Origin of the sequence: Sphingobacterium mizutaii (assembly GCF_900187125.1) — a bacterium.
Lineage (GTDB): Bacteria > Bacteroidota > Bacteroidia > Sphingobacteriales > Sphingobacteriaceae > Sphingobacterium > Sphingobacterium mizutaii.
In genome coordinates this window covers 3905025-3927287 of the sequence record NZ_LT906468.1, presented here as the reverse complement: position 1 = coordinate 3927287, position 22263 = coordinate 3905025, and the positions used below count along the sequence as shown (strand labels likewise).

The 22263-nt window shown below is 40.4% G+C and carries 22 protein-coding genes; 5 read left to right on the top strand and 17 right to left on the bottom strand.

The genetic code is table 11. The features are described from left to right. Window positions 1-48: 48 nt before the first annotated feature. The 6 genes from CKW03_RS17015 to CKW03_RS16990 all read right to left on the bottom strand — a co-directional run bounded on the left by CKW03_RS17015 (window position 49) and on the right by CKW03_RS16990 (window position 5356). The gene (locus tag CKW03_RS17015) at window positions 49-834 is read right to left on the bottom strand and encodes a DUF4197 domain-containing protein (RefSeq protein ID WP_093101497.1); all 786 of its coding nucleotides are present in this window, start codon (window positions 832-834) and stop codon (window positions 49-51) included. Between the two features lie 185 nt (window positions 835-1019). Continuing rightward, a complete protein-coding gene (locus CKW03_RS17010; protein WP_093101495.1) occupies window positions 1020-1856 on the bottom strand; it encodes an endonuclease/exonuclease/phosphatase family protein in 837 nt (278 codons plus the stop codon). 1 nt (window position 1857) lies between these two features. Continuing rightward, entirely contained in the window at window positions 1858-2619 is a 762-nt protein-coding gene (locus tag CKW03_RS17005; RefSeq protein ID WP_093101494.1) for a glycerophosphodiester phosphodiesterase, read from the bottom strand. Between the two features lie 15 nt (window positions 2620-2634). Further along, window positions 2635-3480 (bottom strand): phosphodiester glycosidase family protein, encoded by an 846-nt coding sequence (locus tag CKW03_RS17000; RefSeq protein ID WP_157739552.1) that lies wholly within the window; start codon window positions 3478-3480, stop codon window positions 2635-2637. A gap of 63 nt (window positions 3481-3543) precedes the next feature. After that, window positions 3544-4212: an HD domain-containing protein gene (locus tag CKW03_RS16995; protein WP_093101491.1), complete on the bottom strand. Its 669-nt coding sequence runs from the start codon at window positions 4210-4212 to the stop codon at window positions 3544-3546. Beyond that, complete coding sequence (locus CKW03_RS16990; protein ID WP_093101489.1) at window positions 4193-5356, bottom strand: THUMP domain-containing class I SAM-dependent RNA methyltransferase; 1164 nt, start codon at window positions 5354-5356, stop codon at window positions 4193-4195. The genes CKW03_RS16995 and CKW03_RS16990 overlap by 20 nt, the downstream gene beginning before the upstream one ends. A gap of 65 nt (window positions 5357-5421) precedes the next feature. Here CKW03_RS16990 and CKW03_RS16985 point away from each other — a divergent pair, with 65 nt between their 5' ends. Next, window positions 5422-5796 (top strand): DUF3127 domain-containing protein, encoded by a 375-nt coding sequence (locus tag CKW03_RS16985; RefSeq protein WP_093101488.1) that lies wholly within the window; start codon window positions 5422-5424, stop codon window positions 5794-5796. A gap of 291 nt (window positions 5797-6087) precedes the next feature. Here CKW03_RS16985 and CKW03_RS16980 read toward each other — a convergent pair whose 3' ends face one another. From CKW03_RS16980 to yiaA, 4 genes are all read right to left on the bottom strand, one after another. Further along, window positions 6088-6573: a GDYXXLXY domain-containing protein gene (locus CKW03_RS16980; protein ID WP_093101486.1), complete on the bottom strand. Its 486-nt coding sequence runs from the start codon at window positions 6571-6573 to the stop codon at window positions 6088-6090. Further along, window positions 6560-7630 carry a DUF4401 domain-containing protein gene (locus tag CKW03_RS16975; protein ID WP_093101485.1) on the bottom strand — a complete coding sequence of 357 codons (1071 nt, stop codon included), beginning with the start codon at window positions 7628-7630 and terminating at the stop codon, window positions 6560-6562. Before CKW03_RS16975 ends, CKW03_RS16980 begins: the two co-directional genes overlap by 14 nt. Then, the gene (locus tag CKW03_RS16970; RefSeq protein WP_093101483.1) at window positions 7620-8570 is read right to left on the bottom strand and encodes a DUF2157 domain-containing protein; all 951 of its coding nucleotides are present in this window, start codon (window positions 8568-8570) and stop codon (window positions 7620-7622) included. Before CKW03_RS16970 ends, CKW03_RS16975 begins: the two co-directional genes overlap by 11 nt. Before the next feature lie 91 nt (window positions 8571-8661). Next, a complete protein-coding gene (yiaA, locus tag CKW03_RS16965) occupies window positions 8662-9129 on the bottom strand; it encodes an inner membrane protein YiaA (protein WP_093101481.1) in 468 nt (155 codons plus the stop codon). Window positions 9130-9259: 130 nt separating this feature from the next. Between yiaA and CKW03_RS16960 the strand changes: the two genes are divergently transcribed. The 3 genes from CKW03_RS16960 to CKW03_RS16950 all read left to right on the top strand — a co-directional run bounded on the left by CKW03_RS16960 (window position 9260) and on the right by CKW03_RS16950 (window position 12770). Then, a complete protein-coding gene (locus CKW03_RS16960; protein WP_093101479.1) occupies window positions 9260-10777 on the top strand; it encodes a hypothetical protein in 1518 nt (505 codons plus the stop codon). Window positions 10778-10876: 99 nt separating this feature from the next. Further along, a complete protein-coding gene (locus CKW03_RS16955; RefSeq protein ID WP_093101477.1) occupies window positions 10877-11662 on the top strand; it encodes a hypothetical protein in 786 nt (261 codons plus the stop codon). A gap of 1 nt (window position 11663) precedes the next feature. Beyond that, window positions 11664-12770, top strand: a complete 1107-nt coding sequence (locus CKW03_RS16950; protein ID WP_093101475.1) for a toxic anion resistance protein — start codon at window positions 11664-11666, stop codon at window positions 12768-12770. A 52-nt stretch (window positions 12771-12822) separates the two neighbouring features. On the opposite strand, the gene CKW03_RS16945 is transcribed toward CKW03_RS16950, so the two are convergent. The 3 genes from CKW03_RS16945 to CKW03_RS16935 form a co-directional block, all read right to left on the bottom strand. After that, complete coding sequence (locus CKW03_RS16945; protein ID WP_236736590.1) at window positions 12823-13296, bottom strand: fumarate hydratase; 474 nt, start codon at window positions 13294-13296, stop codon at window positions 12823-12825. Between the two features lie 64 nt (window positions 13297-13360). Beyond that, complete coding sequence (gene fumC, locus CKW03_RS16940; protein WP_093101471.1) at window positions 13361-14758, bottom strand: class II fumarate hydratase; 1398 nt, start codon at window positions 14756-14758, stop codon at window positions 13361-13363. Between the two features lie 78 nt (window positions 14759-14836). Beyond that, window positions 14837-15403 (bottom strand): hypothetical protein, encoded by a 567-nt coding sequence (locus CKW03_RS16935; protein ID WP_093101470.1) that lies wholly within the window; start codon window positions 15401-15403, stop codon window positions 14837-14839. Between the two features lie 137 nt (window positions 15404-15540). Here CKW03_RS16935 and CKW03_RS16930 point away from each other — a divergent pair, with 137 nt between their 5' ends. Next, window positions 15541-17145, top strand: coding sequence for a S41 family peptidase (locus CKW03_RS16930; RefSeq protein WP_093101468.1), 1605 nt, complete (start codon window positions 15541-15543; stop codon window positions 17143-17145). Here the strand turns inward: CKW03_RS16930 and CKW03_RS16925 are convergent. From CKW03_RS16925 to mutL, 4 genes are read right to left on the bottom strand one after another with little or no spacing between them, the layout of a single operon-like run. After that, window positions 17142-18242: an endonuclease/exonuclease/phosphatase family protein gene (locus tag CKW03_RS16925; RefSeq protein ID WP_093101466.1), complete on the bottom strand. Its 1101-nt coding sequence runs from the start codon at window positions 18240-18242 to the stop codon at window positions 17142-17144. The two genes, CKW03_RS16930 and CKW03_RS16925, sit on opposite strands and share 4 nt — an antisense overlap. Next, window positions 18242-19117, bottom strand: a complete 876-nt coding sequence (locus CKW03_RS16920; protein ID WP_093101464.1) for a rhomboid family intramembrane serine protease — start codon at window positions 19115-19117, stop codon at window positions 18242-18244. The genes CKW03_RS16925 and CKW03_RS16920 overlap by 1 nt, the downstream gene beginning before the upstream one ends. Window positions 19118-19133: 16 nt before the next feature. Continuing rightward, complete coding sequence (locus CKW03_RS16915; RefSeq protein WP_093101462.1) at window positions 19134-19850, bottom strand: rhomboid family intramembrane serine protease; 717 nt, start codon at window positions 19848-19850, stop codon at window positions 19134-19136. Between the two features lie 15 nt (window positions 19851-19865). Next, window positions 19866-21731, bottom strand: a complete 1866-nt coding sequence (gene mutL / locus CKW03_RS16910) for a DNA mismatch repair endonuclease MutL (protein WP_093101460.1) — start codon at window positions 21729-21731, stop codon at window positions 19866-19868. Window positions 21732-22263: the final 532 nt, after the last annotated feature.

Sequence of the window (22263 nt, the reverse complement as noted above, 5' to 3'; positions counted from 1 at the left end):
AGGAGCTATGCAGTTCTCATATCTCATATCTCCCATCTCATATCTCCCTTACTGCTTATCCACCCATCCAAACACCTTATCCAAGATTCCAGAATTTCTGGCGCCGCCGATATTTTTACGGATTTTAAGTTCTTGGTCGGCTACTTTAACAAATAGACCATCGATGGCCTTTTGGGTAACATAAGCCGTTAGATCCGTTTCGATCTTATTGCCTAGGGGTAAGTTATTATAAGCGCTTGTCAATTGATTCCAATAAGTTGACACATTGTTTTTACCCATGGCAGTTTGAATAATAGGGCTAAACTTTGTCGTCAATTCAGAGGAAGTTGTTTTTTTGAAATAATTGGTGGCTGCATCTTGCTGACCGCTCAATAGAATGTTAAAAGCATCGTTGACTGTCATTTTAGACAGGGAATTGATGAATACCGTAGATGCTTCCTTAACGGCAGATTCTGCAGCATGGTTCATGCTGGCAATAAATTGGTCGCATAATTTGTTCATACCCACGGCACGAAGGGCAGATTCTACTTTTCTAGCTTCTTCTGGCATCAAGATCTTTACTGCGGCATCCCCTAAGAAACCATTTTTGACAGATAGTGTCTGGATACTTTGTTGCAAGCCATTGTTTAGAGCTTGTTTGACTCCGGTAGTAGCTTCAGCTTGGGTAATGGTTCCAGTAGATTGGCCGCTTCCAGATCCGCCTGTATTGGGATTTGTGGAACCTGTTCCTTGTGGTGGAAGGGTAATTCCTGCTTGGTTCAAGGTTTCACAGCCACTGATAAAAAGGCTGGCACTAAATAGGCCAAGTAGGGTTATGCTTTTGAAATGTTTCATAATTCAAAAATAGCTAATTCATAAGTAGAATGTTATAACAATTATGAGATGAATATGTTGTAGTAACCCGAAAAATTGTGTAAATGTATCAGATAGTTCCTGGTTTTACATCTTTTAAAATGGGAATAATTGAAAACAAAAAAGGCTCCTCAGTTCTGAGGAGCCTTTTTCTTGCTTGTTATTTTTTATTTCCAGCTCAATTCTGCCATTACTGGGAAGTGGTCTGAAGGGAATTTACCCATATAAGTATCGGTCAAGATCCCATATTTACGCACCGTAAATGGTTTTGTAATAAAGATATGGTCGATTCTTGCTTTTTCTTGGATGTTCTTGCCCCATGCATTGAAAGATGAATTTGGCTCATATTTAATTTTCGCCAGGTCGTACACATCTTGTACAACACCGCTTTTTGCAAGGGTGAAATAAGCTTCATTGGTTTCATCGATATTGAAATCACCAGTTAAGATCAATGGAAGGTCTTTTGCAAATTCCTTTGCTTTGGCAAGGATCAATTTAGCGCTTTCTCTACGTGCTTCTACGCCAACGTGGTCAAAATGCGTATTCATAAAGATAAATTTCTTGCCATTAGATTTGTCCTTGAAAATACCCCAAGTACAGATTCTAGGAAGTGCGGCATCCCAACCCTTATTAGGTTTTTCCGTATCGGTAGGGGATAACCAGAATGTTCCGCTTTTGCCGACCTCGAAACGTTTGCTGTCATAGAAAATTGAGGAATGTTCACCTTTATCCGCTCCATCATCACGACCAACGCCGATGTATTTGAATTCAGGCAATTTAGCTGACATATCATTCAACTGTTCTTTAAATGCTTCTTGAACACCGAAGATTTCAAATTCATGGAATTTGATGAGGTCGGTCAGGTGCGTATAGCGATCTTTCCATAGGTTGCCCACATCACTGTCGGTTTTCATCCTGATATTGAAAGAAGCAACATTCATTTTTTGTGCATAGGAAAATCCCATACATAACACTAGGCTTAGGCTGATTAATAGTTTTTTCATCTTATTTGTTCAATAATGTTTTTAATAGTTCAGGTTCATCTGTCGTGATAAAATCAATTTTTTGATCAATAAAGAATTTCATGTCCTCTTCTTTATTCACGGTCCAAGCATTGGTTTTCAATTTCAGTGCCTTGAATTCCTTGATCAAGTTCGGGTTCTTTTGGAAAATGCTAAAGTGGTAATCTACCCCAGTTAATTTAGCTGCTTTTACCTCTGCTGGAGATTTGTCGCCATTTAAGTAGTGAACCTTGATCTTTTTGTCAAGTTCTCTGAATTTCAGGCATGCATCCCAATCAAATGCAATGAATTCCACCATTTTTTCAGCTTTAAGTTTTTTGACAAGGGCCAATGAAAGTTCCACGTTTTTCATGGTTCTTTCTTTACCAAGCTTACTTGTTTTCAATTCATAGATCAATTTAGTTCCCTTTTGTTTCAAACCTGCTTTTAAGTATTCTTCAACAGTTGGGAGGGACTCGCCATTATCGTGTTTTTTCGCCAATAACTCTTGATAAGTAAGGTCTTCGATTTCTAGGCCATGGAAATCATGGTCATGATTTACCACCAATACATCATCTTTAGTAAGGTGCACATCAAATTCACTTCCCCATGCTCCTTGAGAGATTGCAGCATCTAGGGATGCAATTGAATTTTGAGGAACTTTGCTGTTTTTCCATGCTCCGCGGTGAGCGATAATGGAAGTCTGTGCAAATAATCCTACATGGATAATCATGGTCATAGCTACTAAAAATACCTGTTTTTTCATTTTATTTTATTCTAATTATTTTAAATATATAATGTTGGCAACAGAACGCTGGCCTTCATGGTCAAATTTCTTGTTGTCCGATGGGTAATTGACAATAGAATTGCTGCCTTCTCCCTTGATGTACAGGGTGCTGCTGCCTCCGCCATCGAGGTTCATCGCATCCTTTGCTCCAATCCACTTCAATACTTGGCTCAATTCCTTTAGGTTCATTCCATTGGCCATATTGCTTCTACCGTCAACAACCATTAAGATCAATTTATGTTTTGAACTGATGGCAATGGCCGTGCGAGGATGGCGGTTGTCGTTGAATGCATTCTTTGCGAGTTCTGCATATTGCCCTTCAACCAATAGGAGAGGTCCGGCAACCATAATGGATGAAGCTTTGGACTCTTCTACGTTTTGTTTTGTGTTTTCTTGGATCCTCAGTTTCTTCTTAGATATGCTAAAAACAGCATTTGCCCGAGCATTGGGTTTCTCTTTGGACTGACTCAGTATTTGGTTGTTCAGTTTGAGATAGTCGACCGAACCGCCGTTTTTCATGTCAAAGAAAGAGGCGTTGATGGCGACTAAGGCTTGGTTTTGTTCCGCAAAGCTGGAGGTTGGGATTAATTTGGAAGGTTCTGCGGCAATATGAATGTTTTTGTGGTATTTGCGCAGATCGATTTCTATCCAATTAATTTCTTGGACCGCATTGAATAGGTTTTCAAAATGTCCTTGATACCAAATGATACCTTTTTTGATTTCTTTCTTATTCCAGTTTGCATGGGTAATTTGAACGGAGTCTTGTTCTTGGCTGAAGACTAGGTTAGGAAATAAGAATAGGCAGAATACAGTAATATGAATTAGCTGTCTGAATTTCATTCGGAGCATGTTTTTATGAAACATGTCCCGAATTTACCCAATTAATATTAAGATATTATTAATTTATCGATCTCCGTTCCATTCGCTATAAAATTGTTGCAGAAATGATTCCATGAATTGGTGCCTGCCCAGCGCAATTTTCTTGGCAGTTTCGGTATTCATTTTATCCTTCAACAACAGTAACTTTTCATAGAAATGGTTGATGGTAGGAGCGGTAGTGTTTTTATAGGTTTCCTTGCTTTGGTTTTCCAAAGGGGGGATTTCAGGATTATAGATTTCCCTGTTTTTATAACCGCCATAATTAAAAGCACGAGCGATGCCTATGGCACCGATCGCATCGAGGCGGTCTGCGTCCTGAACGATTTCCAGTTCCTTGGAGTGGAAACTGACTTCACCTAAAGATGCTTTATAGGACATGTTCAAAATAATATTTTGTACATGTTCGATGGCTGTATCTTCGACTTCAATGGATTTCAAGAATTCGCCAGCTACCCTAGGACCGATGCTTTCATCCCCATTGTGGAATTTACTGTCTGCAATATCATGCAACAGGGCTGTCAATTCGCATACAAAGGCATCTGCTTCCTCTTCTTTCAGGATCAGTTTGGTATTATTCCAGACGCGGAGGATATGCCACCAATCGTGGCCAGACTCCGCATCTTTCAGTTTATCTTCGACAAAAGCAGCCGTCTTTAGGATGAGCTGTTCTTGCCTATCTGTCTTTTGAGCCATCGTACAATTCGTATTGCAATAACCTACAGTCTAGTTTACCATTGAAAAACTCGAATCTTCTGGAAGCTTTCAAGCCAATTTTCTTGGCCAGGTCTGGATTTCCAGTGAAGATATAGCCGCGGTATCCTTTGCAACTCTGTTTCATGAAGTCGCCAATTCGGGAATAGGTGATCTCCAGTTTGCTATGTACACCTAGGCGCTCGCCATATTCAGGGTTGAACATAATGACTCCATCGCCTTCTGGAATAGTAGTTTCCGCAAAGTCACAGGTTTCAAATTCGATCAGATGTTCTACACCAGCGGTACGTGCATTGAGTCTGGCAATTTCAACTGCATCGGCAGAGATATCAGATGCAATAATATGGGGAAGGTTGGTCTTGTCGGTGATATCCTTTAATATACGGCGTTCCTCGAAGAAGACCTCCTCATTGTATCCGATGAAGTGCATAAAGGAATAGTTCATGCGTTGCAAACCAGGTTTACGGTTTTGGCACATCAATGCCGCTTCGATAGCTAAGGTACCTGAACCACACATCGGGTTTACGAATGGGGTTTTGCCATCCCATTGGGTTGCCATAATGGTTGCAGTCGCCAAAGCCTCCAACATTGGAGCTTTTCCAGGATGTTTTCTATAGCCGTGCTTAGCCAAGGTTTCGCCAGAAGTATCCAAGAAGATTTCAGCGCGGTCTTCCATCCAATGTAGGTGGATGACAGCACGATTTAGGTCTGGACCTGAATTCGGACGCATCCCTTTTTTATCTTTGATACGGTCTACGATGGCATCCTTGACCTTCACGTTTGCAAAGAGCGGAGTGGTAATGGTCTCGTTGTGGACATGGGATGTTACCGAAAAGTATCCATCGATCGGGATCAAATCTTCCCATGGAATAGTCACTAATTGTTTATAAAGTTCGTCTGCATTATGGGCTCTAAATGATTTTAATTCATAGAGAACCTGACTCGCGATACGTAAGTTTAAGTTTAACTTGATACATTCATTTACAGAGGCTTGTAGCTCTACGCCGGTGTTGAATGCACGTTTGATATCAAATCCCAATTCACGGATTTCCTGTTCCAAATAAGGGGACAACCTACGGTTGCAAGTAACGATTACCTTATTCTGTTTGTTGAAAACTTCTGCCATATTTGTGCAAAGTTACTTATTCTCTTAGCAAAAAATGTTTAATTTTACGGTTTAATAAATAAGTTATGGAAATAAGAGGAAAAGTACATGAGATAGGGGCGACGCAACAAGTAACAGAGTCTTTCAAGAAGAGAGATTTGATCGTTGCCTATGCTGAAAACCCACAGTTTGTAGAGTACATTCGTTTTGAGTCGACACAAGACCGCGTCAACATATTTGATAACCTAGCTGTTGGTGATGAAGTTGAAGTATCTTTCAATCTACGTGGTCGTCCTTGGACGAATAAGGATGGAGTGACAACTTATTTTAACTCCCTAGTAGCATGGAGAGTCACTAAAGTAGCGAATACCGCTCAAGCAGCTCCAGCACCAGGTTACGCAGACATGCCACCAGTAGATATATCTGCAAATTCATCAGATGATGATGATTTGCCATTCTAAGGTTTACAGATAAAACAAAGAAGGGGTTTCTTTATTGAAACCCCTTCTTTGTTTTAGATATGAGATGTGAGATATGAGACTTGAGATATCAACCGGGATATTAAATGGCTATATCATTTGTTGAAACTATCTCTTTTTTTTTCCTACACATAGTACGTGAAATTTCTCATATCTCATATCTCATATCTCATATTTCACATCTCACATCTCAATACTTCCCTTTTCTACCCCCCCAACCCATAGTACGTGAAATTTCTCACATCTCACATCTCATATCTCATATCTCACATCTCATATCTCCTTCCCATTCTCATCATACAGCCCTATCAACAGGCTATTTCCGTTTTCGTCGATTTTTAGACCGCCGTATTTGGCTTTTTCGTAGCGTTGGCCAGTTCCTTCTTCGAAGAAATAGGATTCTGCGCCTATATTGAGTAGCCAAGGTTCAGGTCGGGTGTATTCGATCAGGAATTCGCCTGGGTTCAGGGGTTCTCTGTTGGGTTGACAGCGGATGCTTTTACCGACTTGGTTATTGTCAACTTTTAAGACAACAAATCCGCGCTTAGGGATGCTGTCTATGACAAAGTTATCCTGTATCTCGTAAGCCAGTCGCATGTAATCGCCCTGCATCAGGGACCTTGGGTCAACGGGTGCCAATTCTAAAAGGACGAGTTTTCCATTTTTCAGGATATCTTCTTTTTGTCGGATGCTGTAATTGAAATAAATCAATAAAGCGATCAGATTGATGACTATGATAAAAATGCTAAACTTTTTCATGTGAAATTGATTTTTTGAAGATCATAAGGTACAACAGCAGGAAAAATACGCCAGAGACAAACATGGCAATGGATTTTTTCAATAAACTGATGTCAAGATCGTAGTAAAACATTCCGATGAAATAAATAAAAGCAATAATGCCTAGGGCAAATCCGGTTTTGTAATTGACCTTGAAGCTTACCAACAACAGCAATAAGGATCCGGAAATTGCAGGACTCATAGCCGTAAACCCTAAACATATCAGGACGACTAAGGAAATAAAGATTTTCTTGCCGAGTTCTTCGCAAAGGAATCGATTGAGCAAGCAGTTGATGAGCCAAAGCGTCATAGCGATCAATACGCCGGAAGTTGCCCAATCAATAATCCAAGCGTTTGGCATATAGTTCGGACGACTGCAATAATAAAGACAGATCAAATAAGAAAAAACCAAGCCTGTGCGGATTGCCAAATAGCGCTTTCCTTGAATTGCCTTACGTTTCATCAATTTACCTTCGTTGAAAGTGAAATAAATGAAAAGGATGGCAACTAGGACCAAAAGGGCATTGTTTAATTCAGGGACCTCTTTGTAGCTAAAGTAAGCCAAAAAAGTACCTGTAGAAATGAGGATAGCACAAAATGTCAGAATATAGCTCCTGCTGATGATAATCGTGAGAATTGCAAGTGCTTGGTAGACGAATAATGGCACATCTGTGTAGCCGTCGAATTTACTGTAGCCCATTCCAAACAGAATAAAGCTGAGTAGATAGATGCAGACAGATAAGGTGTCGAATAGGACACGGTCATATTTTTTGTTGATCCAGATGGCAGCAATAAAGAATATGCCGGATAGGATAAACAGCGGGATGTGATTGGAAGAGAAGTTGGCCAATTCCAAAAACAGTAAAAATGCACCTGTAGCAAGGATGCCTCCAATAACGGACAGGACCTTGATGGTCATGGATTGGCTATGCCTATCCTTTAGCAAGTCCCTGTTTATTGCGGCTTGGTCTATGTTTAGTTCTCTTCCAATCGTGCCTTGAACTTTTAGAAGAGCTTCTTGGGTTTGATTATTTTCCATGATTCCTCCTTTGCATTTTTATAAGGTTCCAGATAACAAGGCTGACGGTGACAATGAGATATATTGAAATCAATAGATACATCTGCATGCCATCGTAAATCTTCAACAGTACGGATGCGAAAATGATAATGCAGCTGAAGGGTATTAATCCCATGTAGAAGGGATTGTTCTTTTTATTCCCATACAAAAGGCCTAAACCATAAAATAGGAGAGTTGCTCCAAGAATTACTGGCATGTCATAGTATCGGTTCTCCATAATCCAATAGATGTTGCTATAGATGGACCAGACTGCGGCTGTTAATCCTAGGATATTGTTGAAATAGGCAGGAATTTCCCCTTTTTTCTGTTCGTTGATCCAGATACAGACTAAAAGAAAGGCTGCGTTTAAGACAAACAGGCCTGATGACAGGTAAATAAAATCCCAATACTTAGCCACCTGTTCGTAGTAGAGGTATATGCTGAGGTTAACGAGGCCTAGATACATAAGCCAAAGTGGCGGGAATTTGGATACCCATACCCAAAGGCTGATGAAAATGGTCCATGCAAGGAAAAAGTCATAAGCATTGGCACCCGTTTGGTAAACCTGACCGAAGACGGCAAACATCACTCCAACTAGGAGGGAAGCAGCGGTTAAGATGATATCCTTGAACAGTTTGTTGGTTTTGAGGGTCAGGCTCAGGCTGGTTGTGATAATGACTAAGCCTTGTACAATCCCCAGTTTGATGAATTTATCGAGGTCTTCCCAATTGTAGGCGAAGAAAAAGACAATTCCGGCGGCCATGAAGCCGACTCCCAATGCCAATAGGACGGTCTGTGTAAACCGTGCCCAGGCGTCTTGTTTGGGGTATATATATTCTTCCAGAGACTGTTGGAGTTCGTTTTCCTTGATGTCGGAATGAACGGAGAGCAGCTCTAGGTCTTTTCTTTCTAGATCTTTCATGCGAAATCTATTAAGTTTCTAACGTGAAAATAACAATTAGCGTAAAAATCCCTGCAGGCCAATTGCTCGACACTGCAGGGTAACCGCTAAGTTATATGTTTTCCTCTTTAAATAATTTAGCGTCACGGGTGTTTTTCTGTACAGCTATGGCTGCAAAAACACTCAGGATAAACGATATTCCGTAAAATCCCTTTTCACTTAAGAATAGATCGGCATTCCAGAGGCCAATGATCAATAATATAATCGAGGCCAAGGTGGCAAACCAACTGATGCCATAATAGAGTTCGGTAACAGCAAGACCTTCTGCCCGGTCCCGCACGCTTTTTTGAACGGAGATAACGGCGAATAGTCCGAAAAGAAGGATGACAAAGTAATATCCCTTTTCATTGAGTTCCATGGTCGCATTCCAAAGACCTATGCAATAACCCACGATCCCGGTCAGCATGGCGATCCATGAGGCGCCAACAAAGGCTGCGGTAGGTTTGAATGATTTTCTGTTCTCATCCGTTTGTTTTAATGGAGTTGTCATCTCCTCAGTTTTGTTATTTAGCGGTTCCATATTTTTTTGTTTTTATGATTAATACTGATCCAAAGGTCGGCTACAAATTTTGCCTATGAAACCAAATAAATATTGTAAACTGATGATATAAAATGTAGATTTATGTTGATTATTAATAAATAAATGGCGTATGGATTCCTTGAATGAATTGATTAAAGTTTTAAATAATCAAGATATTATTGATTTTAAAGGCTATTTACAGAAGAAGAATAAGAGGAATGATGTCAAAAATATCAAGTTGTTCAATTTGATAGAAACTGACGATATAAAATCTATAGATAATCTTTATAAAGATGCAAAAAATAGGGATGCGTATCATGCATTAAGGAAAAGATTGCATGATAGCCTATTGTTGTTTCTTTCTCAAAAGACCTTTGAAAACAGTACGGATGAATCTTATGATATCTTGAGGAATTTTGTGGTGGCCAGATATCTCTTGGAAAATAATTTGGTCAAGATCGGTTTTAGGTCATTGGAAAAGGCTGAAAAACTGGCTCAAGCTCAAGAGCAATTTAGCCTGTTGAATGAAATCCTGTTATTGAAGCTACAGTATTCGCACTTGGATGTTACGGTTAATCTGGATGAGTTGACCGAAAAGTTCAGAATCAATCAGAACCATATGCAAAGAGAGGCGAAATTGCGGCTAGCTTATGCTGCTCTGCGGAAAGAATTGAATGAGATCCATTTGAAGGCTAAAGTCATTAATCTGACCGAATTGATCGAGAAGACGATTAAGCATTTCCAGATCAATATGTTGGACTTGATGAATTATAAATCGCTTTATCAGATTCTGTTTATTGCCAATGAATATGCGGCCATCCAGCAGAATTATGGATTGATGGGTAAGTATTTGCAGAAGAGCCATAAGTTTATCGAAAGCCAAAAGCTTAATCAGCCCACTCAGGTTTTTTATCATTTACACATTCTCTATTATTTGGCGAACTTTAGTTTAAGGAATAGATCTTTTGCCGAAAGCTTGAAATACCTGAGGGAATTTGATGAATTGGTAAATCAGAATAAACAATATAGAGCGGTATTAGGCAACAGAAAACAATTGCTGTATGCTTTGAATTATTTTTTTTCTGGAAGGGCAGAGGAAGCAATTTTGTCGATCGATGATGCTTTGGATAATTTAGGGAAGCAAAGTTCACAGATCGATATCGATGACCTGGTTTTAAGTAAGGCGATGTTCTTAGGTCAATTGAATGATCCTAAGACAATGCGGACCCTGTCAAAATTGACACATACTGATGCTTGGTATGAAAAGAAATTAGGGATGTTGTGGAGCATCCGTAAAAATCTGATGGAAATATTGCTGCATGCGCAGTTTGAGAATATTGAGTTGGCTATGTCACGGGTAAAGAGTTTTAAACGGCGGTACAAGCAGTATCTACTAAAAGTGAATGAGATGAGGGTGCTGGATTTTCTAGGTCTGATTGAAAAATATTTGATGAAACCGGATGTCATCTTTCAACAAAGTTTCCAGGAAACTGTTTATTCTATGTTGGAAATTGAAGAGAATAAGGATATTTTCAATCTGAGTTTCATTTCTTGGTTAATATCTCGCTGGGAAAAACGAAAACCCTACGAAATTACGTTAAGATTAATAGGAGAGCTTGCGGAGAATTCACCGACAAAAATGACGTAATGGCAGGTGATTTACCGCCAATTACCTAATACTATGGCATATCGCTATCATTGGAATAAGAATTGGTGTATTTTTACAAATAATATTTAAATTTAAAGAATGGGTTGGGCAACGAAAAAAAGTAGACCTTGGGAGATTAGACAGCTGGTATGGACATTTTTATCCATCCTGATGTTTCTTCCTTTGCCTATACATGTGCATCCGTTGGTGATGATGTCGCAGGCAAAGAAAGCTAAGGTACGTTCTTGGATGTTTACCGCTTGGATGCTATTGGCAGTCGAGATTGGTCTCCTTGTTTCCTTCGTTATCTTTTTTGGGACGCTAAGCCAAGCAATGCTATTGACTTTGGGAGGTTCGGTATTGTCTTATGTAGTCGGGAATGGTCTTTTACTGAATCAGGCAAAGCCGTACCTGCAAAGGCTGGAGCTATCTGAAGTCCGTGATCTGTATTGGATTTCCAGTGTAGGTTCGCAAAAACGACTTGAGATATCCGCACCGACTATTGATACGCCTCAGTTTTTTGTTGAGCGACTATTGCACTGGCGAAAAGAAATAGACAATAATAATATCCATAAGGATATCGATAAGATATTGAGATTGTTCCAATTGTTGGAAAAGAAAGATAAACGGGAAGCTGAGAAGTTCTTAGTTAGGCACTCAACCATTGTAAATGTGCTGATGCAATACGATGAGTTGGAAAATGCTAAGTTGAATAACGCTGTGACTTTTGAATCCAAGAAGAAATTAGAAGACGTGATACGCCAAGCTGCGGTTGCGGTAGAACAAGAAGTAACAAATCAATTTAAAATGGGAATGTTAGATGTGTCGGCTGAAACCGATGTTTATATACAGACCTTGAAAAGTAGAAACCTTTTAAAAGAATAATATGGCAAATTTAGATTTGACACATCTGGACGATGATCAAAACCAGAATAAGCCCTCAGAGGTGAAAGTGAATTTCTCAGAAGAGGAAAAACAATTAATCAAGCAATATAAAGACAAAATTAATTTGACCTCTACGACGGACATCATTCAGTTTGGAGTAGGGACGCAAAGTAATGTGAGCAACTTCTCAAATGAGATCTTGAAACAAGTTCGTACAAAAGATTTAGGAGGTGCTGAGGATATTTTGGTCAATCTACGTTCTGAAATCCGTGAATTTGATGAAAAGGTGAATAAGAAACCTTTATTGCCATTCTTTGATAACCTCAAAAAGAAAATTGGAAGAATGCGTACAGAGTATGCTTCTGTTGAAAAGAATATTCACTCCATTGAGTTGAAACTGGAAGGACATTATAAAAACCTAGCGAAGGATGTCAATATCTTCGATAAGTTGTTTGTTCAGAACCAACAATATTTCAAGGACCTTTCTCTTCATATCCAAGCAGGAGAGGAGAAACTTCATGAAGTGCTGACCAATACTTTACCTGCCTTGAAAGCAGAAGCAGAAGCAACCGGTGACCAGCATAAAGTCCAAGAGTATAAGGATATGGAACAGCATGTCGTGCGTTTCGAACGTAAAGTACATGATCTGAAACTAACTCGTATGGTGGTTCTGCAAACTGCTCCGCAGATCAGGATGATTCAAAGCAATAGTAGCTCTTTAATGGAAAAGATACAATCCAGTATTGTAAATACGCTTCCTTTATGGAAGAACCAGATGGTGCTAACACTAGGTATAGCTCATGCGCAAAGTGCCTTGGAAGCACAAAGAGCAGTGACGGATGCAACCAATGAATTGCTGAAGAGAAACTCTGAAATGTTGAAAGAAGCAACCATCAATGTTGCCAAGGAGACAGAACGCGGAATCATTGATATGGACACGATCAAGAAAGCAAATACCGATATCATCACCACCATCGAAGAGGTCTTGCGAATTCAACGTGAAGGTCGCGAAAAGCGTAAGGTAGCAGAAGGAGAGTTATTGGTTGCCGAAACTGAACTTAAGAATCATATCTTAAAGTCTTCCGATGATAATAGGTTGATAAATTAAGATTTAAAACATAAAAGAAAAAGCCAAGGTAACCCTTGGCTTTTTCTTTTATCTATAATTCCCAACGTTTCTTGGGGACACAGGTAATGTCTGCTGTTTTTCTCAATACGATAGGTCTGCTATCAAATTTGTTTTCCAATACTAAGCTATCTTTGCTTTTAGATTTTATCAAGAACCTTGGTACATAAGGTCCCTGCCTGTAGCAGCCAGAAATCTTTTGTTTTCCATTTTCTTTAGTGTAAACACCTTCGACGATCATGCTATCAGCACGTACCGAATATACCGCCTTTGCGTATTCAGTCCATTTTCCTTCCTTATAGCAGCTGTCTGGGATGCTCTTCACCTCATTCTTAACATGCATAATAGCGTACACCGAATCGCAAGTGAACTTAAACTCGTGGAGCGTATAGTTCAACATCTGTTCTTGTCCAGGAATGCTATCTTGTACCCAGACCCCTTGCAGATACGCTTCGCCTTCGCCTTGCATATCAGAATGCCTTTGGCAACTTGAGAAAATTAAAAGCATACCCATTACAATTGATAAGTATGCTTTTAATTGAGAATATGTTTTATTCTGTTTATTCACTATGTTATTTTAAGCTACCTACCATCTCCTCAGGTTTCACCCACTCGTCAAATTCTTCAGCAGTTACATAACCTAATTTGATAGCTGTCTCTTTCAAGGTAGAATTGTTTTTATGTGCTGTTTGAGCAATTTCAGCAGCTTTATAGTACCCGATTTTGGTATTCAAAGCCGTAACCAACATCAATGAGTTGTCTACTAATTGTTTGATACGGTCGTAGTTTGGCTCAATTCCGATTGCACAGTGTTCTTCAAAAGATACACATGCATCACCGATCAATCTAGCCGATTGAAGGAAGTTTGCTGCCATCACTGGTTTGAACACGTTCAACTCGTAATGACCTTGTGTACCTCCAATAGTAATTGCTACATCATTACCCATTACTTGAGCCGCTACCATAGTCAATGCTTCACATTGCGTAGGGTTTACTTTTCCTGGCATGATAGAAGAACCTGGTTCGTTTTCTGGGATCAAGATCTCACCGATTCCTGAACGAGGACCAGAAGCCAGCATACGGATATCATTTGCAATCTTATTCAAGGAAACTGCTAATTGTTTCAATGCACCGTGAGTTTCTACGATAGCATCATGAGCAGCTAATGCTTCAAATTTATTCTCAGCAGTCACAAATGGCAAGCCCGTGAATTGAGCGATATATTTAGCTACCAATACATCGTAGCCTTTAGGAGTATTTAATCCAGTACCTACAGCAGTACCACCTAATGCTAATTCAGAAAGGTGCGCTAAAGTGTTTTTTACAGCTTTGATGCCGTAGTTCAATTGAGCAACATATCCAGAAAGTTCTTGACCTAAAGTAAGTGGAGTCGCATCCATTAAGTGGGTACGGCCGATTTTTACTACATTCATGAACTCCTCAGATTTTTTCTTCAAGGTATCACGTAATTTCTCAACGCCAGGGATAGTTACTTCTACCACCGCTTTGTAAGCTGCAATGTGCATTCCAGTTGGGAATGTATCGTTTGAAGATTGTGATTTATTTACATCGTCATTAGCTTTCAACACAGGTTCACCTTCGCCTATTTTACCACCAGCTAATACCTGAGCACGGTTAGCAACAACCTCATTGACATTCATGTTGGATTGAGTTCCCGATCCTGTTTGCCAGATTACCAAAGGGAATTGATCGTCAAGCTTTCCAGCAAGGATTTCATCACATACTGCAGCGATTGCATCACGCTTTTCTTGCGCTAATACACCTAATTCGCAGTTTGCATAAGCAGCTGCTTTTTTCAAGTAAGCAAATCCTTCGATGATTTCGTGTGGCATAGAAGCTGCCGGTCCGATTTTAAAGTTGTTTCTAGAACGTTCAGTTTGTGCACCCCAGTATTTGTCCGCTGGAACCTGAACTTCACCCATGGTGTCTTTTTCTATTCTGAATGACATAATTACAATGTTTTGATAGGCAAATCTAAGGAAAAATAGAGAATTAAGCTAAAATAAGCCAGCCTAATGCCCTATATTTTAGGATAATCTCTTTTGTATATGTTCCTCGATATGATGATATACCTGTTTCGGTTTTAAGGTACGCCAAGGAAAGTTGTTGAGGCATTCGCCGAAATTGATATAGTAGTCGATATGGTTGTCCACGAACTCCTTGATCACATGCTCGCGGAAGTCAATTCCAGCGATCCAGCCATCCTCGATGTCATTGAACCATTCCTCATAATAGGAGTCATCCGAAGCATGGAAATTCAGGATATTTTCACCGATCAAGATAAACTTGTTGATGCCCTCTTCGATCAAAAGGTCGATCAGCTCCCTTTTAAGGACCATGATATCGTTGTAAATGGCGTCATTCCATTCACCGATAAACTCAATGATACAGTATCCTCTGTCGTAATCGGCGTATAAGATCTTCAGATAAAGGGTCTGAGAGCCAAAATAATCCCATTGCGGATGAAGGAGGTAATTGTAGATTTTTTTATCGTATTCAAACTCACTATAAACAGTCCCAAAGAATGGACTACGTTCATCCTCTGAGGCTATATAATAGTCTCGCCAGTTGTAATATGGTTCCAATTCATGCATCTAACTGTAAAATTATTGAAAATTGCGGAGATATTATGCTCCAAGGTCCTTTTTGGACTGTTAATTGTTATAAAATATTTATTATAAATTTCTTTTAAACAATTGGTTATTCATTAATTTTGCGGACCAGACCGTAAATGCAAAAAGGTAGAAAACGAAATATTTTTGTTGCAGCAACTTATGCCGCCACCCTACTATTGGGATTGATCCTAGGCCAGAATTATTCTGATCAACAAGGATTCAATACCGGCGGGTCCCTAGTGCCTATTGGTCTGTCTGATAATTCCTATAAAATACAGCAGGTCGTCGACCTAATTTCCAATCGATATGTAGATAGCATCAATATGGACTCGGTCCAAAATGGAGCGATTAACCATATTATTTCCCACTTAGACCCCTATTCGACGTTTCTAACACCGAATGAATCGAAGAGCCAGAGCGAAGTCTTGGAAGGCACGTTCGAAGGTATCGGTATGGAATACTTTAGCATGAACGACACTTTATTGGTCGTGGGGGTCATTACCAATGGACCTGCAGATAAAGGCGGTTTCAAAGTCGGGGACCGAATCCTGAAGATTGGAAAACGTGATGTAGCAGGGACCTCTGTTAGTAAGGATGAGGTGGAAAAGCTTATGCGAGGAAAGCGAGGGTCCGTAGTTTCCATGGTGATCGAAAGGGATTCCATCAAATTGCCGGGACCACTAAAGGCCATTCGTGACCAGATCAATGTGAGCTCTTTGGATGTGGCCTATATGATCAAACCCACCATTGGTTTTATCCGCATTCGCAGATTCTCTTTAAAGACAGCAGAAGAATTTAAAAACGCAGTCATTGACCTTAAAAAGCAAGGCGCAAAAAGCTTGATTCTTGACTTAAGGGACAATGGAGGCGGGTATTTCCATATTGCCATTAAGATGGCAAGCGAATTCTTTCCTGATCAGCGTTTGATGGTCTATACTGAAGGTGCCCACGAAGACCGATTAGATTACCTGTCAGAAGGGAAAGGGACCTACAGCCAAGGTAAATTGGTGCTCTTGGTCAACGAAAGAACGGCGTCTGCCAGTGAGGTCGTTTCCGGAGCAGTACAGGACTGGGATCGCGGAACAATTATCGGAAGGAGAACCTATGGGAAAGCGACTGTCCAAGAGCTCTTCGATTTCTCCGATGGATCCACCATCAACCTCAGTATTGCAAGGTATTACACACCCCTGGGACGTAGCATTCAGCGTAAATACAGTCCTAATTGGACAATCATGAATGACTATGTCAATATGTACAAAGGACTGTGGTCTTTGGATACGACTTATGCCCATGCCCAATCCTACCAAACCAAATTAGGAAAGAAACTCTTCAGTGGAGGAGGTATTGTGCCCGACGTCATTATCCCCGTCGATTCCAATGAGGTGAGCCTGTTGTACAAAGACCTGGTCCAATCCAGCCTGATCGAACAATTCGTTTATAGCCGATTCACCAAGAAATTGCCGGCCTATTCCATTGAAAACTTCCTGCAAGGCTATAACCTGCCGGTTTCTGAATACAATAGCTTTATCAGCTTCTTGACCGAGAGGGGCTGGAATATTTCAGCTAGCAAGCAAAGAGATCTTCACGACCTGATTCAAAGTGATATTGAAGCTTTATTGGGAAGGTATTACTTTGGAAGGGAAGCCTATTACAAGGTCAAAAATCGATATGATGCCTTTGTAGAATCTGCACTTGAGCAGCTGGAGGGCAATAAGACTTAATTAATCCTTAGATCGGCATAAATAGGGTAGTGGTCCGAAAGCTTTTTCTTGACAACCTTATAATTATTCACCGTAAAGTTATTTTCACAAAAGATATAATCAATTTGCAAGATTGGCAATAATTCAAAGTGGGTCACGCCCCAACCATTGCCCTTTTCTTGAAAAGCATTCTTCATGCCCTTGCCAATCAGATTAACCGAATAGGACATCGGGGTGTCATTAAAATCACCCATGACGATCTTTGGGATCTTGGTTTCCTGCATGTGAGCAGACAGCGACTCCGCTTGGTCACTGCGTTGTTCAAAAGCCCATTTCAGCTTTCGGCCAACTTGCTTGGTCTTTGTTTCCTCCATACCATCTCCCGTCTTAGGGTTCTGGATGAACTCCTTATCCTCATTTTGCAAGCCAAATGAACGGAGGTGAACATTATAGACACGTACGGTATCCTGGTTTTTCACAATATCAACATAGATTACCCGGTTGATGCCATATTCATTTTTCTTGATCAAACCAGAGTTGATGATCGGGAACTTTGAAAATATGACCTGCCCATAGGCATCGTATTCATTCTGTTGGGAAGGCGCGAAATAATAACTATCAAAATTGATCTTCGATTTGATCTTTTCGCTGAATCTCTTGTTCCCTTTGATGGTGCTGCTGAACTCCTGTATGCATAATATATCCGGATCGACCTCTTTGATGACATCAGTGAACTCATCCTTTGCCGGCTTATCCGTTTTCTCGACTGCTTCTAGCATGTGCACATTATAGGTCATCACACGAAGGGAAGAGTCATTCTTGACCACTGGGTCAGGAGAATTGAAAGTGACATGTTTGGTCATCAGGTTCCAACCGATCAAGATGGCGATCAAGGAGAAAAGGGAATACTTCGGCTTACGAAGGATCCAATAGAAAATAAAACCTAGATTGATCAATAAGATGGGTAGATAGCCCAGGCCGAGGAATGATATTGGCCAGAAGGATTTAGGGTTAATGATGGAGGCCGAATAACATAAAAAAAGAACAGCTATGGCAGCCAGGTTGGCCAGCATAACGGTCTTGCTAAAGAAACCTAAATTCTTTTTTTTAATCAACATTATTCTTGCTCTTCTCTGCTTACCCTGAACAGTATTTCTTTTTCCCGTGAAGATAGACTTTCATAACCATTTTGAGAAATTTTATCCAAAATTTCATCTATTACCTCTTGGTTAGGTAAATCGCCTTTGTAGCTTTTATATGTTGGTGTTTTTTTAACTGAGTGCAGCACGCAAAGTTTCTTTTTAGGTTGGTATACAAATAATTTGCTCAAGTCCCTGCCTGCCTGCAATTGGTACATAAAAGTCATGCCCCATAAGATGGCTAACGGAAATGCTGCCGCTGCCGCTCGGTTGGCGAATACATAGAACAAGAGCTGCAGGGTTAAGAATATGATGGCAATCGTACGGAACTTGACAATCCCGAACAGGAACAACCTGATTTCCATTTTGGGAGTCAGCACCAATAGACTAGCTACTATGGCTGCAAGCCCCATGGAATTGGAAAACAGATATGGGATCGGTCCTTTTGCTAGGAAATTGATTTCAGAAAGCGCTAAAAAGCTAATGCCCGAAATGGCAAAAGCACCCAAGAAAACCGTCATCAACTGCCTCTTGTTTAGGAAATTCAAAAACGTACTGCCCATCCAATATAGCCATAAACAGTCGAATACGATATTGAACAGTCCGATGTATACAAATGGATAGGTCAATAAGGTCCAAGGTTTCAGGATAAATGCCGAAAAACTATTCGGCAGAGTCAAATTACTGAGCAACCAATCGTACAGTGGAAACTGGATGACTCCCAGGTCCACCAAAAGATCCGCAATATGAATCAGGATAAATACGAATATTTGAAACGAGATGATATAGGGGATAGGAGAACCTGTTTGGTAGGTAGTCCTTAAGAACATCTTTATGCCGTTTTCCTTTTTCATATCTTAGGATACAATCTTAATAATAATTTGTTCTTCTGATACCCCAAATTTTTAACAGGATAAATCCAAATAACGCTCCGCCTACATGCGCTAAATGCGCAATTGAACCGCCCGAGTTTGAAAAACCTAAAAAGATCTCGATAACGATCAAGATGGGAATGAAATATTTTGCTTTGATCGGGATAGGCAAGAAGATCAGCATTATCTCGGCATTAGGGAATAGGTATCCATAAGCCAATAATAATCCGTAGATCGCTCCTGATGCCCCAACCAATGGCGTTCCATAAATGGAAAGTAAGGTGTCCAATTGATCTTTGCTGATCGGCAGATTGGTCGAAACCATTCCGCTTGTGAAGTTAAAGTTCAGGAATTGAGAAGCTCTCACGGTCCCAGCGATATTGTAAACCTCAATCGCTTGGATACCATATTGCAATACCAATGCGCCTAGTCCACTGATCAGGTAGTAGTTTAAGTACTTCTTTGGTCCCAAAATACGTTCAATCACCCCGCCAAACATCACTAAGGCAAACATATTGAAAAAGATATGCGCAAAACTTCCATGCATGAACATGTAGGTGATGACTTGCCAAATCTTAAAGAATGGGGAGTCCGGATAGAACACACCAAAGAAAGTTGTGGCCTGCTTAAAAATCATCGACCCAATAAAACAGATGATATTGATGATCAATAGATTCTTTGTAACTGTTGGTAAATTGCCGAAAAGGTTATTCATATCTTAATTTCAAAATTAAATATTCCTGCCAAAGCGTTCTGCCAGCTCCTGCAAGGTGTATGTGATGATGACAGGTTTCCCAGAAAGCGAAATATTTGGCGACTCACAGGCAAACAGTTTGTCAATCAATTCTGCCATACCTTCATTCTCCAGTTTTGTTCCCGGTTTGATGGCTGCATTTTTGGCTAAGCTTTTTGCCAGTCTCTCTCTTTTGTTTAGGCGTAGATCACTCAGATTCTTGAAATCTTCCAATAATTTTTCAATAATCTGCCCTTCATTGATGTTTTCTAGATCTGCAGGAATACCATCTACAATATACGTAGTTTTCCCGAATGGTCGCAACTGAAATCCCAACGCATGGATTTCAGGAAGAATCTCCTGTACCAAAGCAAAATCGGCTGAATTCAACTCAATGGTCTGTGGAAACAAACTTTGCTGGCTTGAACCCTGGTTATGCTGCAATTGCTGCTGGAACTGTTCAAACAGAATTCGCTCATGTGCAGCCTGCTGATCGATCAACATAAAACCCGAATGGATTTGCGATACTATATAACGATTGTGCAATTGAAAAAATTGCTTCTTCGGTTGGTCTGATGGCTGAATGATTTCGGCCTCCGATCTCGCCTCTTTTTCCTCCGGCAACAGGCTTAATTGCTCCGTTTCTTCCGTTTCGGTAATCTCGTATAGGCTGTCCCAATTCTGGGGAATGCTGGTCTTTCTTTCGATTTGCTCCGGATAGGTATACCTTCTCGGTTGCTTTGGCATCCCATCATCAAAAGGATTAAAGTTTGGATTAAAATTGATGGTAGGGGCCTGGATCTCCTCCAAAGGTTTTGGTGTGATCAGGTCATTGAAACCCGTCTCCTGCTCAAAATCCAAGGATGGAGCGATGTTATACCTTCCGATGCTACGCTTTACCGCAGACCGCAAGATGGCATAGATCGCCTTCTCGTCTTCATACTTGATTTCCGTTTTGGTAGGGTGCACGTTGATGTCGATTTTCGAAGGGTCGATATCAATGAACAGCACATAGAGCGGAAAAGTATCCGCAGGCAGGATCTCCTCATAGGCATTCAGCACCGCATGGTTTAGATAAGGGTCCTTGATAAAGCGGTTATTGACAAAGAAGAATTGCTCCCCTCGGGTCTTCTTCGCAAACTCCGGTTTACCGATAAATCCTTTGATGTTCAAGATACTGGTGGTCTCCTCAACGGGCACCAGCCTTTGGTTATAGTTGTTGCCGAACAGGTGGACGATCCTTTGCTTTAATGTTTCCTTAGGCAAATGGAACATTTCATTGCCATCGCTATGGAAAGTGAAGAAAATATCAGGATGTGCTAAAGCAATACGTTGAAATTCATCAATGATATGCCTCAATTCGACAGAATTGCTCTTCAAGAAATTCCTTCTTGCCGGAATATTATAGAATAGGTTCTTTACCGAGATGCTGGTCCCCGCTGGAGCCTGATCTGGGTATTGTTGGATAACCTCCGAACCTTCAATTTCTATCACCGTACCAAGCTCATCCTCAATACGTCTGCTCTTAAGTTCCACGTGGGCGATAGCGGCAATAGAAGCCATAGCCTCCCCACGGAAGCCCATGGTCCGGATAGCGAAAAGGTCTTCGGCTTTTCGGATTTTGGAAGTTGCGTGACGTTCAAAACAAAGACGCGCATCCGTTACACTCATCCCACAGCCATTGTCGATCACTTGGATCAATGACTTGCCCGCATCCTTAATAATAAGTTTTATATGATCTGCTCCCGCATCAATAGCATTCTCCAATAGCTCCTTGATCGCCGAGGCTGGTCGTTGTACAACTTCACCCGCCGCGATTTGGTTTGCTACTGAATCTGGAAGCAATTGAATAATATCCGACATAATCTACAAAGGTACAAAAATGACACCAATCGTTCGGTTTTTCAGGCCTTCTCTTCAAGCAAATTTTTATCAAAATTCCGATCTTTTTTGAATCAGCGAAATATGGGTTTATAACCTATTGGAAATAAGGATGGAAGATGCATCGCTTGGCTGTTGTTGTCTGATTGGAGCGCTGAAAAAGTTTAAGGATACTAAAAAAGAAGGTTTAGTTTTCTAGTGGAAAAATATTTCACCCGCGCTTGCAGTTTTTTTGCAGAAAAATCAAACTTTCCAGTGTCAGCCTGAGGAACGAAGGGTCTCGGAACTATTCAAGACAAATGATTGATTATCAGTCCTGATACAACCGTTTTGAACCAGGATGTTCGGGATTGGAGGATGGACCAAGATCATTGGCGGAATGCCAATCATATATTTATTTTCCATTTTCCGCTGTCATCCTGAGAAGTAAAAATTTGGACTAAATTTATTGGAAGGTGATGACAGCATGTTGGCAATGAAAATAAATTAGCTCTTTTATTTTTTAAATATAGAA